The sequence below is a fragment of the Phytobacter sp. genome (genome assembly GCF_059074235.1).
This window is the reverse complement of sequence record NZ_JCACPZ010000003.1, coordinates 38,478-51,914: the sequence shown is the minus strand read 5'-3', so window position 1 is coordinate 51,914 and position 13,437 is coordinate 38,478. Positions and strand designations below refer to the sequence as shown.

Annotated in this window: 13 protein-coding genes; 9 read left to right on the top strand and 4 right to left on the bottom strand. The window is 54.1% G+C overall.

Translation table 11 applies throughout. The annotated features are described in order from the left end of the window. Positions 1-4: 4 nt before the first annotated feature. Both hemD and hemC read right to left on the bottom strand, forming a co-directional pair. Entirely contained in the window at positions 5-745 is a 741-nt protein-coding gene (gene hemD, locus AC5JPW_RS03555; RefSeq protein ID WP_494238297.1) for a uroporphyrinogen-III synthase, read from the bottom strand. Beyond that, positions 742-1,683 (bottom strand): hydroxymethylbilane synthase, encoded by a 942-nt coding sequence (hemC, locus tag AC5JPW_RS03550; protein ID WP_494238296.1) that lies wholly within the window; start codon positions 1,681-1,683, stop codon positions 742-744. Before hemC ends, hemD begins: the two co-directional genes overlap by 4 nt. A 308-nt stretch (positions 1,684-1,991) precedes the next feature. On the opposite strand from hemC, the gene cyaA reads away from it, so the two are divergent. After that, positions 1,992-4,535: a class I adenylate cyclase gene (cyaA, locus tag AC5JPW_RS03545; protein ID WP_494238295.1), complete on the top strand. Its 2,544-nt coding sequence runs from the start codon at positions 1,992-1,994 to the stop codon at positions 4,533-4,535. 99 nt (positions 4,536-4,634) lie between these two features. Here cyaA and cyaY read toward each other — a convergent pair whose 3' ends face one another. Then, positions 4,635-4,958: an iron donor protein CyaY gene (cyaY, locus tag AC5JPW_RS03540; protein ID WP_494238294.1), complete on the bottom strand. Its 324-nt coding sequence runs from the start codon at positions 4,956-4,958 to the stop codon at positions 4,635-4,637. A gap of 137 nt (positions 4,959-5,095) precedes the next feature. On the opposite strand from cyaY, the gene lptM reads away from it, so the two are divergent. From lptM to corA, 8 genes are all read left to right on the top strand, one after another. Beyond that, positions 5,096-5,296, top strand: coding sequence for an LPS translocon maturation chaperone LptM (gene lptM / locus AC5JPW_RS03535; RefSeq protein ID WP_494238293.1), 201 nt, complete (start codon positions 5,096-5,098; stop codon positions 5,294-5,296). 44 nt (positions 5,297-5,340) lie between these two features. Then, positions 5,341-6,165: a diaminopimelate epimerase gene (dapF, locus tag AC5JPW_RS03530; protein ID WP_494238330.1), complete on the top strand. Its 825-nt coding sequence runs from the start codon at positions 5,341-5,343 to the stop codon at positions 6,163-6,165. Then, complete coding sequence (locus AC5JPW_RS03525; protein WP_494238292.1) at positions 6,162-6,869, top strand: DUF484 domain-containing protein; 708 nt, start codon at positions 6,162-6,164, stop codon at positions 6,867-6,869. Before dapF ends, AC5JPW_RS03525 begins: the two co-directional genes overlap by 4 nt. Next, positions 6,866-7,768 (top strand): tyrosine recombinase XerC, encoded by a 903-nt coding sequence (gene xerC, locus AC5JPW_RS03520; protein ID WP_494238291.1) that lies wholly within the window; start codon positions 6,866-6,868, stop codon positions 7,766-7,768. The genes AC5JPW_RS03525 and xerC overlap by 4 nt, the downstream gene beginning before the upstream one ends. Next, positions 7,768-8,484 (top strand): 5-amino-6-(5-phospho-D-ribitylamino)uracil phosphatase YigB, encoded by a 717-nt coding sequence (gene yigB, locus AC5JPW_RS03515; RefSeq protein ID WP_494238290.1) that lies wholly within the window; start codon positions 7,768-7,770, stop codon positions 8,482-8,484. The genes xerC and yigB overlap by 1 nt, the downstream gene beginning before the upstream one ends. A gap of 78 nt (positions 8,485-8,562) precedes the next feature. Continuing rightward, entirely contained in the window at positions 8,563-10,725 is a 2,163-nt protein-coding gene (gene uvrD / locus AC5JPW_RS03510) for a DNA helicase II (RefSeq protein WP_494238289.1), read from the top strand. A 148-nt stretch (positions 10,726-10,873) separates the two neighbouring features. Further along, positions 10,874-10,930 carry a YsgD/CorL family protein gene (ysgD, locus tag AC5JPW_RS03505; RefSeq protein WP_353889132.1) on the top strand — a complete coding sequence of 19 codons (57 nt, stop codon included), beginning with the start codon at positions 10,874-10,876 and terminating at the stop codon, positions 10,928-10,930. A 153-nt stretch (positions 10,931-11,083) separates the two neighbouring features. After that, entirely contained in the window at positions 11,084-12,034 is a 951-nt protein-coding gene (gene corA / locus AC5JPW_RS03500; RefSeq protein ID WP_494238288.1) for a magnesium/cobalt transporter CorA, read from the top strand. 51 nt (positions 12,035-12,085) lie between these two features. Here corA and AC5JPW_RS03495 read toward each other — a convergent pair whose 3' ends face one another. After that, entirely contained in the window at positions 12,086-13,285 is a 1,200-nt protein-coding gene (locus AC5JPW_RS03495) for a mandelate racemase/muconate lactonizing enzyme family protein (RefSeq protein ID WP_494238287.1), read from the bottom strand. Positions 13,286-13,437: the final 152 nt, after the last annotated feature.

Here is a 13,437-nt window from a genome sequence, read left to right as displayed (position 1 = left end):
AGTGTTATTGTAATGCGCGAATCAGCGCATCGTTTTCTGCGTTATCAGCAACCTGAATATCCTGCCAGCCCAGCTCCCGGGCGAGGTTCACCAAACGCTCGCTGACGACAATTAACCGACAGCGAAGTAACCAGTTTTCACGATACCAGAGAGGCGTGAGCGAAAAGAGTTGCTGGAGCATCTCACCGCTGGTGACGACAAGTGTATGTACCCCACGCGTATGCCAGCGCATTGCTTCTTCTGCGCCGTCGTAATGTTTCATACTACGTTGATAGCATTCGCAAAATTCTACAATGGCGCCACGTTCTGCAAGCGTTTTAGCCAACAATTCACGGCCACCGTTGCCTCGTAAGATTAGCGCACGTTTGCCCTGAATGTTTTGTAATTCAGGCAATTGTAGTAAGACTTCGCTGATTTCCCGATCCAGTGGATAGCGAACATCAATGCCGCTGACTTTATGCAATGCCAGCGCCGTCGAACGGCCAATAGCGAAATAATTCGGCTGAACAGGCCATATTTTATGTGCCTGTTGTAAATGAGCATGGGCAAACGTGACGGCATGCTGTGAAAGGGCGAAAACCAGATCGTGTGGAGTGAGTGAGTCCAGCCGATCAGCAAGTGAATTCAGCTCACGGCCCGGCGAAAACTCGATCAGCGGAAAGCTCCATGCCACCAGCCCCAGTGTGCGCAAGCGGCTCACTAAAATGTCCCCGGCGGGGGAGGGGCGGGTGACAAGAATACTCATGCGGGCGCATCTCCGTTGTACACGTCGGCCAGAATTTCGCGTGCGCCGTTTGCAAGCAGTTCTTCAGCAAGAGAAATGCCCATCTGAACAGCCTCTGCCGGCTTACCGCGTCGCTCGCCACGAATGATTTCCGAGCCATCTGGCGCACCCACTAAGGCGCGCAACCAAAGTTCACCATCGATCAATTCAGCATAGCTGCCAATTGGCACCTGGCAGCCACCTTCGAGCCGTGTATTCATGGCGCGCTCTGCTGCAACACGCAGCGAGGTTTCATCATGATTCAGCGGGGCGAGTAGTGCCCGGGTCTGTTCATCACCCAAACGACATTCGATGCCGACTGCACCCTGACCGACAGCGGGAAGAGAAAGTTCTGCGGGTAATGCCTGCTGAATGCGTGACTCCAGACCAAGGCGTTTGAGCCCTGCAACGGCAAGAATGATCGCATCATAATCACCGTTATCGAGCTTACTCAGGCGTGTGCCCACATTGCCGCGCAGGGAACGAATCACCAGATCCGGGCGACGAGCGGCCAGTTGACACTGGCGGCGTAAACTTGATGTGCCAACCACGCTGCCAGCAGGCAGTGCGTCTATATCGCTAAAGTGGTTAGACACAAAGGCATCACGTGGATCTTCGCGCTCGCAAATGGTGACCAGACCCAGACCTTCAGGAAAGTCTACCGGCACATCTTTCATGGAATGCACGGCAATATCGGCACGGTTTTCAAGCAATGCCAGTTCAAGCTCTTTAACAAACAAGCCCTTACCGCCCACTTTAGCCAGTGGCGTGTCCAGAATGACATCGCCACGGGTGACCATGGGGACCAGTTCAACCGTTAGACCCGCGTGGTGTGCTTCCAGGCGTTCCTTAACATAATGTGCCTGCCAGAGCGCAAGGGGGCTTTGCCGTGTGGCAATTCTTAAAACATTGTCTAACATGCTTGTTACCGTCATTATCGTCTGCTGACCATCCTAACATTGTTGTCATGGGGTGTCAGGTTTGCGGTTAATGTACAGGCAGTGGTGGCCTGAACCATCACGACAAGACTCGCCTAAGTCGTAAGTGGGAATTTACACGTAGTGAATGATGCTACACTGGTAAGTAGCGCATCTTTCTTTACGGTCAATGAGCAAGGTGTTAAATTGATCACGTTTTAGACCATTTTTTCGTCGGTGATCTCTTAAAGACCCGTGCGAAAAAGGGTGACGGCTAAATTGGCTTTTCTGTAACCATCAGGCGATATGTCTTGTACCTCTATATTGAGACTCTGAAACAGCGACTGGATGCCATCAATCAACTGCGTGTGGATCGCGCGCTTGCTGCCATGGGCCCTGCTTTCCAGCAGGTCTACAGTCTGCTGCCGACATTGTTGCACCATCATCATCCGCTGATGCCGGGTTACCTCGACGGTAACGTTCCAAAAGGCATCTGCCTTTACACGCCTGATGAAACCCAACTGCACTACCTTAATGAACTCGAACTCTACCGTGGAATGCCTCCGCAGGTGTCGCCTAAAGGCGAACTGCCGATTACGGGCGTTTATTCCATGGGGAGTACCTCTTCGGTAGGCCAAAGTTGTTCTTCCGATCTGGATATTTGGGTATGCCACCAGTCCTGGCTTGATAACGAAGAGCGCCAGTTACTGCAACGCAAGTGCAGCTTGCTTGAGAGCTGGGCGGCGTCGTTGGGTGTGGAAGTCAGCTTCTTCTTAATTGATGAGAACCGTTTCCGTCACAATGAAAGCGGTAGTCTGGGTGGCGAAGACTGTGGCTCAACGCAGCACATTTTGCTGCTCGACGAATTCTATCGTACCGCTGTGCGTCTGGCCGGTAAGCGTATTCTTTGGAATATGGTGCCGGGCGATGAAGAAGAGCACTATGACGATTACGTCATGTCGCTTTACTCGCAGGGCGTACTGACGCCAAACGAATGGCTGGATTTGGGTGGCCTGAGCTCACTCTCTGCCGAAGAGTACTTCGGTGCCAGCCTGTGGCAGCTCTATAAAAGTATCGACTCCCCCTATAAAGCCGTGTTGAAAACGCTGCTGCTGGAAGCTTATTCCTGGGAGTATCCGAATACCCGCCTGCTGGCGAAAGATATTAAACAGCGTCTGCACGATGGCGAAATCGTCTCGTTTGGCCTGGATCACTATTGCATGATGCTGGAGCGCGTAACCCAGTATCTGACCGCTATTGAAGACTTCACGCGGCTCGACCTTGTGCGTCGATGTTTCTACTTAAAAGTGTGTGAGAAACTGAGCCGTGAGCGTGCCTGTGTGGGGTGGCGGCGTGAAGTGGTCAGTCAGTTAGTGAAAGAGTGGGGTTGGGACGACGAGCGTCTCACCATGCTGGATAACCGGGCAAACTGGAAAATTGATCAGGTGCGTGAAGCGCACAACGAATTGCTTGATGCGATGATGCAGAGCTACCGTAACCTGATTCGCTTTGCACGCCGCAACAACCTGAGCGTCTCCGCCAGTCCGCAAGACATCGGTGTGCTGACCCGCAAGTTATATGCCGCTTTTGAAGCGTTGCCGGGTAAAGTGACGCTGGTTAACCCGCAGATTTCGCCGGATCTCTCCGAGCCTAATTTAACCTTTATTCATGTTCCGCCGGGCCGTGCGAATCGCACCGGCTGGTATTTATATAACCGTGCGCCGAACATGGATTCCATCGTCAGCCATCAGCCGCTGGAATATAACCGTTACCTGAATAAGCTGGTGGCCTGGGCGTGGTTCAACGGCCTGTTAACGTCGCGTACCCATCTGTATGTGAAGGGTAACGGTATTGTCGACCTGGCAAAACTGCAGGAGATGGTGGCGAATGTGTCGCATCACTTCCCGCTGCGCCTGCCTGCGCCAACGCCGAAAGCGCTTTACAGCCCGTGTGAAATTCGCCATCTGGCGATCATCGTGAATCTGGAATATGACCCGACGGCGGCCTTCCGCAATCAGGTGGTGCATTTCGATTTCCGTAAGCTGGATGTGTTCAGCTTTGGCGAGCAGCAAAATTGCCTGGTGGGCAGTGTTGACCTGCTGTATCGCAACTCGTGGAATGAGGTGCGTACGCTGCACTTCAATGGCGAGCAGGCGATGATTGAAGCGCTCAAAACTATTCTCGGTAAAATGCACCAGGATGCTGCGCCGCCGGATAGCGTGGAAGTGTTCTGCTATAGCCAGCACCTGCGCGGCTTGATCCGTACTCGCGTGCAACAACTGGTTTCTGAATGCATTGAGCTGCGTCTTTCCAGTACTCGTCAGGAAACCGGGCGTTTTAAAGCGTTACGTGTGGCCGGACAGACCTGGGGACTGTTCTTTGAACGTTTGAATGTGTCAGTGCAGAAACTGGAAAATGCCATTGAGTTCTACGGTGCTATTTCCCATAACAAGCTGCACGGTCTCTCGGTTCAGGTCGAAACCAATCACGTCAAACTGCCGCAGGTGGTGGATGGTTTTGCCAGCGAAGGGATTATTCAGTTCTTCTTTGAAGAGACGGGCGATGACGGCTTTAACATCTATATTCTGGATGAGAGCAATCGCGCGGAAGTCTATCACCACTGTGAAGGCAGCAAAGAGGAACTGGTGCGAGACGTGAGCCGTTTCTATTCATCGTCTCATGACCGCTTTACCTACGGCTCCAGCTTCATCAACTTTAACCTGCCGCAGTTCTACCAGATTGTGAACGTGGACAATCGTGTGCAGGTGATCCCGTTCCGCAATCAGGCCATTACGCCCGTCGTACCTGCAAATCAGGATAACGACGCCCCGCTGTTGCAGCAGTATTTCTCTTAACGCTTTTCGGGGTCTAGCCTGATGCCTTTACCCCAGCCCTCTCCCACGAGAGAGGGGGCAAAAATTAAAAAACCTTCTCGTATGAGAAGGTTTTTACGATTAACCCCGGAAGCTAACCTCTTCACCTGCCTGATGTGTTGCCGCCTGTTCCAGCAAATCCCAGAAGGTTTCACCTGAGCGATCGCACACCCAATCATCCCCTTTGAGATCGAAGTGGTAGCCACCCTGTTTGGTCGCCAGCCACACCTGATGCAGCGGTTCCTGACGATTAATAATGATTTTGCTGCCGTTTTCGAAAGTTATGGTCAGCACGCCACCGTTGATTTCGCAGTCGATATCGCTGTCGCCGTCCCAGTCGTCCAGACGCTCTTCAATGGTCTCCCACAGGGTGTCTGCCAGGCGATGAAATTCACTGTCGTTCATTGTCGTTTCCCGTTTTAGGTGATGGCGGCAGTATAACGCGAAACATTTCCCGATGCAGGGTGCGTGCAAACTCTTGCTTTTGTGTCTTCTCCTGCGATGATAGATGAAAGAAAGGATGAACTAACAGGCTACCTACAATGAAAGAAGTGTGTCGCACGCTGGCCGTATTACTGGCCTTATTCAGCCTGACAGGCTGTGGTCTGAAAGGACCGTTATATTTCCCGCCGGCAGATAAAAACGCGCCGCCGCCCACGAAAAATGCATCACCTGTACTCCAGTCGGGTTCGCCGGATCGTAACGATCGTGGTGACAATGGTGCGCCGACCCAGGTTAACTAATAACGATCCTCATTCTGTACCCGCGTAGGTAATTGGAGTAGATGATGCAGTTCTCGAAGATGCATGGCCTTGGCAACGATTTTATGGTCGTCGACGCGGTGACGCAGAATGTCTTTTTCTCCCCGGAGCTTATTCGCCGCATGGCGGACAGGCACCTGGGTGTGGGGTTTGACCAACTGCTGGTGGTTGAACCCCCTTACGATCCTGAACTTGATTTTCACTATCGCATTTTTAACGCGGATGGCAGTGAAGTGTCGCAGTGCGGCAACGGCGCGCGCTGTTTTGCTCGCTTTGTTCGACTGAAAGGATTAACCAATAAACGTGATATTCGTGTCAGCACGGCCAACGGACGCATGGTATTAAGCGTGACGGAAGACGAGCTGGTGCGGGTGAATATGGGTGAACCTAACTTCGAACCCTCGCAGGTGCCGTTCCGCGCAAACAAAGCGGAAAAGACCTATATTATGCGTGCGGCGGAGCAAACCATAATGTGCGGCGTTGTCTCCATGGGGAACCCGCACTGCGTGATTCAGGTCGACGATGTGGATACTGCTCCGGTAGAAACCTTAGGGCCGGTCATGGAGAGCCACGAACGTTTTCCTGAACGTGCCAACATTGGTTTTATGCAGGTTGTGAAACGCGATCATATTCGTCTGCGCGTGTTTGAACGCGGTGCGGGTGAAACCCAGGCCTGCGGAAGCGGGGCCTGTGCAGCGGTTGCAGTCGGTATCCAACAAGGTTTATTAGCAGAAGAAGTACGAGTGGAACTGCCGGGCGGTCGACTGGATATCGCCTGGAAAGGACCGGGCCAACCGTTGTTTATGACTGGCCCGGCGGCACATGTCTACGACGGATTTATTCACCTATGAAGCACGTTGAGGAAGAACAGCAGGAGACCCTTGCCGAACTGGACGACAGAGCGGTGGTGGAGTACCTGCTGCGTAATCCTGAATTCTTTATTCGTAATGCACGCGCGGTAGAACAGATTCAGGTTCCGCACCCGGTGCGTGGCACGGTTTCTCTTGTCGAATGGCATATGGCGCGGTCGCGCAACCACATCAATGTGCTGGAAGAGAACATGACATTATTGATGGAGCAGGCCAGCGCGAACGAAGGCCTGTTCTATCGCTTGCTCCGCCTGCAAAGCAAGCTGGCATCGGCAACGAGCCTTGAAGAAATGCTCAACCGCTTCCATCGCTGGGCCAAAGAGCTGGGGCTGGCGGGAGCGACCATCCGTCTTTTCCCCGATCGCTGGCGTCTCGGTGCGCCGTCCGGTTTTACCCATCTGGCGCTCTCCCGCCAGGCTTTTGAGCCGTTCCGCATTCAGCGTCTCGGCCAGCAGCAGCATTATTTGGGTTCGCTGAACGGACCGGAACTGTTGTTGCTGTTACCGGACGCCAAAGCGATTGGTTCTTCTGCCGTATCCATGATGGGGCGTGATGCCGATCTGGGCGTGGTTGTCTTCAGCAGCCGCGATCCGCACCATTACCAGTCAGGACAGGGTACGCAACTACTTGAAGAGATCGCCATGATGTTGCCGGATCTGCTGGAGCGTTGGATCGAGCGCGTATGACCGACTCGCTGTTACATGAAGCCGTTGCCCGTTTTCTCCGCTATTTAGGCGTCGAGCGCCAGCTCAGTCCCATCACCTTACTTAATTATCAGCGTCAGCTTGATGCCATCATTGCGCTTACCGGCGAAATCGGTTTGCAGCGCTGGCAACAATGTGACGCTGCCATGGTGCGTGCCATTGCAGTGCGCAGTCGCCGTAAAGGCCTGGGGGCCGCCAGCCTCGCGCTGCGCCTCTCTGCCCTGCGCAGTTTCTTCGACTGGCTGGTGGGTCAGGGCGAACTGTCTGCGAACCCGGCGAAGGGCGTTTCTGCCCCTAAAACGCCGCGTCATCTGCCTAAGAATATTGATGTTGATGATGTGAACCGTCTGCTGGATATCGATCTTAACGATCCGCTGGCGGTGCGCGATCGGGCGATGCTGGAAGTGATGTATGGCGCGGGCTTGCGTCTGTCGGAACTGGTGGGGCTCGACATTAAACATATGGATCTGGAAAGCGGCGAAGTCTGGGTGATGGGTAAAGGCAGCAAAGAACGCCGTCTGCCCATCGGGCGCAATGCGGTTATCTGGATTGAACACTGGCTGGATCTACGCGGCCTGTTCGGTACCGATGATGACGCCCTGTTCCTGTCGAAGCTGGGGAAACGCATCTCGGCGCGCAACGTACAAAAACGCTTTGCAGAGTGGGGCATCAAACAGGGGCTGAATAGCCATGTGCATCCCCATAAGCTGCGCCACTCTTTTGCCACCCATATGCTGGAGTCCAGCGGCGACCTGCGTGGTGTGCAGGAGCTGTTGGGGCATGCTAATCTCTCCACCACGCAAATCTATACTCATCTTGATTTTCAACACCTTGCCTCAGTGTATGACGCAGCGCATCCACGCGCCAAACGGGGGAAATAATGCGATTTTACCGACCTACTGGCCTGATCTCGGCTCTGACTTTTGATCTGGACGATACGCTGTACGACAACCGCCAGGTGATTCAGCGCACGGAACATGAGTCTCTGTGCTTTGTGCAGCAATATCACCCTTCACTGAACACGCTTGAAAGCATCGATTTGCACCGTATTCGCCAGTCTCTACGTGAGGCAGAGCCGGAAATTTACCATGACGTCACTGAGTGGCGGCGACGTGCGGTTGAGCGTGCGATGCTCGACGTCGGTTTAACGTCAGATGATGCAGCGGCCGGTGCCGAAGCCGCGATGCACCATTTCGCCAAATGGCGTAGCCGGATTGACGTTCCTCAGGAAACGCACGACACCCTGGCAAAACTCGCTGAAAAATGGCCGCTGGTGGCGATCACCAACGGTAATGCGCAGCCAGAACTTTTCGGTCTCAATGACTACTTCAAGTTTGTGTTGCGTGCTGGCCCGGATGGGCGCGCGAAACCCTTTAACGATATGTACCATCTTGCCGCTGAGCGTCTGGATATCCCTCTGGGTGAAATCCTGCATGTCGGTGACGACCTGACTACCGATGTTGCGGGCGCGATTCGTTGCGGCATGCAGGCCTGCTGGATCAAACCTGAAGGTGCCGACCTGTTAACGGCTGTTGATAGCCGTTTGCTGCCCCATCTGGAAATTTCGCGGTTGGCATCCCTCACCACGCTGATATAATCACCAGCAGTAATGTATAAATTCACAGTATGCCCGGTAAGCTTCGTGCCACCGGGCAAATGACTTCCGGCGGTGCCAATGGACGTTTCTTACCTGCTCGACAGCCTCAATGATGAACAACGCAACGCCGTAGCAGCGACGCGTACCAATATGCTGGTGCTGGCCGGGGCAGGCAGTGGTAAGACACGCGTGCTGGTTCACCGCATTGCCTGGCTGCAGAGCGTGGAAAACTGCTCACCGTATTCCATCATGGCGGTGACCTTTACCAACAAAGCGGCGGCAGAAATGCGCCACCGTATTGCCCAGTTGATGGGAACCAGCCAGGGGGGCATGTGGGTTGGTACCTTCCACGGACTGGCACACCGCCTGCTGCGCGCCCATCACATGGATGCGAATCTGCCGCAGGATTTTCAGATCCTCGACAGCGAAGATCAGCTGCGTTTGCTCAAGCGTTTGATTAAAGCGATGAACCTTGATGAGAAGCAGTGGCCACCGCGTCAGGCTATGTGGTACATCAACGGCCAGAAAGATGAGGGTATCCGTCCGCATCATATTCAAAGCTACGGCAACCCGGTTGAACAGACCTGGCAGAAAGTGTATCAGGCCTATCAGGAAGCCTGCGATCGTGCAGGTCTGGTGGACTTTGCCGAACTGCTGCTCCGCGCTCATGAGCTGTGGCTGAACAAACCGCATATCCTCCAGCACTACCGCGAACGTTTCACCAACATTCTGGTGGACGAATTCCAGGATACCAACAACATTCAGTACGCGTGGATCCGCCTGCTGGCAGGTGATACCGGCAAAGTGATGATTGTTGGCGATGACGATCAGTCCATTTACGGCTGGCGCGGTGCGCAGGTGGAGAACATCCAGCGCTTCCTCAAAGATTTCCCGGGCGCAGAAACCATCCGTCTGGAGCAGAACTACCGTTCAACCAGCAATATCCTGAGTGCCGCCAACGCCCTGATCGAAAACAACAATGGCCGCTTGGGCAAAAAGCTGTGGACTGACGGGATTGAAGGCGAGCCGATTTCGCTCTATTGCGCCTTCAACGAACTCGATGAAGCCCGGTTTGTGGTTAACCGGATTAAAACCTGGCAGGACAACGGCGGGGCGCTGGAAAAATGCGCCATTCTCTATCGCAGCAACGCCCAGTCGCGTGTGCTGGAAGAGGCGTTACTGCAGGCCAGCATGCCGTACCGTATTTATGGCGGTATGCGCTTCTTCGAGCGTCAGGAAATCAAAGATGCGCTCTCTTATCTGCGTCTGATCGCGAACCGCAATGATGATGCGGCGTTTGAGCGTGTGGTGAATACGCCGACACGTGGTATCGGCGACAGAACACTGGACGTGGTGCGCCAGGCCTCCCGTGACCGTCAGTTGACCTTGTGGCAGGCGACGCGCGAGCTGTTGCAGGAGAAAGCACTGGCAGGGCGCGCAGCCAGCGCATTACAGCGTTTTATGGAACTGATTGACGCCCTGGCGCAGGAAACCGCCGAAATGCCGCTGCACGTACAAACCGACCGGGTAGTGAAAGACTCCGGCCTGCGTATGATGTACGAGCAGGAGAAAGGCGAGAAAGGCCAGACGCGTATTGAGAACTTAGAGGAACTGGTGACGGCAACGCGCCAGTTCAGCTACAACGAAGAAGATGAAGATTTGATGCCGCTGCAGGCGTTCCTCTCCCATGCCGCGCTGGAAGCGGGTGAAGGGCAGGCGGATACCTGGCAGGATGCGGTGCAGCTGATGACGCTGCACTCGGCGAAAGGGCTGGAGTTCCCGCAGGTGTTTATCGTCGGCATGGAAGAGGGCATGTTCCCGAGCCAGATGTCGCTGGATGAAGGCGGGCGTCTGGAAGAGGAGCGCCGCCTGGCTTACGTCGGCGTGACCCGTGCGATGCAGAAGCTGACGTTAACCTATGCCGAAACCCGTCGTCTGTACGGCAAAGAGGTCTATCACCGTCCGTCACGCTTTGTCGGTGAACTGCCGGAAGCCTGCGTGGAAGAAGTGCGTTTGCGCGCCACGGTGAGCCGTCCGGTCAGCCATAAGCAGTTAGGCACCCCGATGGCGGAAAACGACACGGGCTATAAACTGGGTCAGCGTGTACGCCATGCGAAGTTCGGCGAAGGTACCATTGTGAACCTGGAAGGCAGCGGTGAGCACAGCCGTTTGCAGGTGGCGTTTCAGGGGCAGGGTATCAAATGGCTGGTTGCTGCTTATGCTCGCCTGGAAACAGTGTAACTTTCAGAAAAATATAATCTTTTTGCAATAATCTGCTAGCCTTATACGCTGAGGGGGAAATATTACCCCTTAGCGTTCCGTTGCGAGTTGACGCCTTATTTTTGCTGGCGTAACATGCGCGCACGATCACGCTAAGAGGACATTCGCCTTGGACACACCCAGTACATACTGGCTCAATTCCCTGTCATCCAGGAACAACTCCTAAGGCTATCTCCTCTTGCTGATGGCCTTAGTGGTTGTCAGCGATCTGTTTTATTCCCGTCGCGCTGAGTCAGGCTGTTTAATGGTCTGAAACGCCTAATGTTTCTTGTGTGCCCAACCGAACTGTCCAGACATTTTTGTATTGGGAGTCCCGGTCATGCTGAGCGCATTTCAACTCGAAAATAATCGTTTAACCCGCCTCGAGGCTGATGAAATCAAGCACCTTGCCAGCTCTGTATGGGTTGATCTGGTCGAGCCGGACGATGACGAACGACAACGTGTGCAAACGGAACTTGGCCAGAATCTGGCAACACGCCCTGAACTGGAAGATATCGAAGCATCCGCACGTTTTTTTGAAGACGAAGACGGGTTGCACATTCACTCCTTCTTCTTTTTTGAAGATGCCGAGGACCACGCCGGTAACTCCACCGTGGCATTTACTATTCGTGAAGGCCGTCTGTTTACCCTGCGTGAGCGTGAATTGCCCGCGTTTCGTCTCTACCGTATGCGTGCCCGTAGCCAGTCGATGGTTGATGGCAATGCGTACGAGCTGCTGCTCGATCTCTTCGAAACCAAAATCGAACAGCTGGCGGATGAAATCGAGAACATCTACAGCGATCTGGAAAAGCTGAGTCGCGTGATCATGGAAGGCCATCAGGGCGATGAGTACGACGAAGCTCTCTCCACTCTGGCGGAACAGGAAGATATCGGCTGGAAAGTTCGCCTGTGTCTGATGGATACCCAGCGCGCGCTGAACTTCCTCGTGCGCAAAGCGCGTTTGCCAGGTGGGCAACTGGAGCAGGCGCGTGAAATTCTGCGAGATATCGAATCCCTACTGCCACATAACGAGTCCCTGTTCCAGAAAGTGAACTTCCTGATGCAGGCGGCGATGGGCTTTATCAATATTGAGCAGAACCGGATCATCAAGATCTTCTCGGTGGTTTCCGTGGTGTTCCTGCCGCCTACGCTTGTGGCATCCAGCTACGGGATGAACTTTGAGTTTATGCCTGAACTGCACCTGACCTTTGGTTACCCTGGGGCCATTATTCTGATGATACTTGCCGGCCTGGCACCGTATCTCTACTTCAAACGTCGCAACTGGTTGTAACGTCGATCTCCCCCCGGTACGCAACACCTCACCGGGGGGCTTCGCCTAAATCTACAGCACCGACGTTCGGGTCTGAGTATCCGGGCTGCTGCGCAATTTATCGCTCAGGGACGTTCCTAAACCATCACCGCCTGGTGGCAGCAAATAACCGTTTTCGACGATCGGCAGTGTATCCACCAGGTTGCCGTAGAAATCCGCCAGATAGGCGCGAACCACTTCCTGGAAAATCGCGTTATTACATGACAGTCCCAAATGCAGGGATGCCATCAACACCACTGGCCCGGTGCAGTCGTGGGGCGCAATAGGTTTCTGGTAGGCCTCGGCAAGCGCGGCGATTTTTTTCGCTTCAGTAATACCGCCACACCAGGAGAGGTCGAGCATCACATAATCCAGCGCGTCAGCGGCTAAGCAGTCGCGGAAGTTGCTCATTGTGGCCAGGGTTTCACTGCCGCACACCGGAATACCGGACAGGCGGCGATAATCGGCCAGCCCCTGCGGCGAATCCATTTTGATCGGGTCTTCGGCCCAGAAGATGTCGTACTGGCGTAGCTCACGGGAAATTGCCAGCGCGGCGGTGGTGTTCCACAGAGAGTGGAATTCACACATTACATCGATTTTGTCGCCCACGGCTTCGCGGATCTTTTTAAACGGCGCCACGGCTTTCTTGATATCGCTACTGCTGATGTACTGACCGTTGCTGGCTGCCGCGAAGCTGTCCACGGGCCATATTTTCATCGCACTAAATCCTTCCTCAATCAGGCTTTGTGCCAGTTCATCCGGGCATTCCAGGAAGGCGACCTGATCGTCATAGCGACCCTGCGGGCGCTGTTCACCCTGCATTAACGTGCGACGTTGTTCTCCCTGACTGTTGAAATTCACCCCCGCGCAGGTGTTGTAAGCGCGCATTTTGTCGTGGCACAGCCCGCCCAATAACTGCCAGACCGGTTTCTTCAGCGCTTTGCCCATCAAATCCCACAACGCGATGTCGATAGCGGAGCAGGCGCGGGTCTCCACGCCGGAGCCGTTAAAGCCAAGGTAGCCCCGCAGCAGTGTACGGTTATGGCGTTCAACGTTCAGGGCCTCCTGGCCGAGCAGCATGGGGGCAATAATCGAGTGAATATAGGCTTCTACCGCTTCTGCTCCGCGAAAGGTTTCCCCTAACCCGACCAGACCTTCGTCAGTGTGGATTTCCACCCACAACAGATTGGCATGCGCCCGCACGCGAGTGGTTTCAATTTTAGTGATCTTCATAAATACCTCACCCTCCGGAAATGAGATTATAAATATGTTTTTAATCAATTAATTACAAAATGGTTGCGCATTCATTTGATGTGTAAAATTGAACCGTTATCTGAGGACAAACAAGCGTGGGATCGCCAAAATGCGATCCCACTTACAAAAAC

Bases quoted from the DNA above. Each gene is read 5' to 3' on its own strand.
- cyaY (WP_494238294.1), bottom strand. From the start codon at position 4,958: ATGAACGACAGTGAATTTCATCGCCTGGCAGACACCCTGTGGGAGACC.
- AC5JPW_RS03525 (WP_494238292.1), top strand. From the start codon at position 6,162: ATGAAGCACGTTGAGGAAGAACAGCAGGAGACCCTTGCCGAACTGGAC.
- hemC (WP_494238296.1), bottom strand. From the start codon at position 1,683: ATGTTAGACAATGTTTTAAGAATTGCCACACGGCAAAGCCCCCTTGCG.
- corA (WP_494238288.1), top strand. From the start codon at position 11,084: ATGCTGAGCGCATTTCAACTCGAAAATAATCGTTTAACCCGCCTCGAG.
- hemD (WP_494238297.1), bottom strand. From the start codon at position 745: ATGAGTATTCTTGTCACCCGCCCCTCCCCCGCCGGGGACATTTTAGTG.
- yigB (WP_494238290.1), top strand. From the start codon at position 7,768: ATGCGATTTTACCGACCTACTGGCCTGATCTCGGCTCTGACTTTTGAT.
- AC5JPW_RS03495 (WP_494238287.1), bottom strand. From the start codon at position 13,285: ATGAAGATCACTAAAATTGAAACCACTCGCGTGCGGGCGCATGCCAAT.
- xerC (WP_494238291.1), top strand. From the start codon at position 6,866: ATGACCGACTCGCTGTTACATGAAGCCGTTGCCCGTTTTCTCCGCTAT.
- lptM (WP_494238293.1), top strand. From the start codon at position 5,096: ATGAAAGAAGTGTGTCGCACGCTGGCCGTATTACTGGCCTTATTCAGC.
- dapF (WP_494238330.1), top strand. From the start codon at position 5,341: ATGCAGTTCTCGAAGATGCATGGCCTTGGCAACGATTTTATGGTCGTC.
- uvrD (WP_494238289.1), top strand. From the start codon at position 8,563: ATGGACGTTTCTTACCTGCTCGACAGCCTCAATGATGAACAACGCAAC.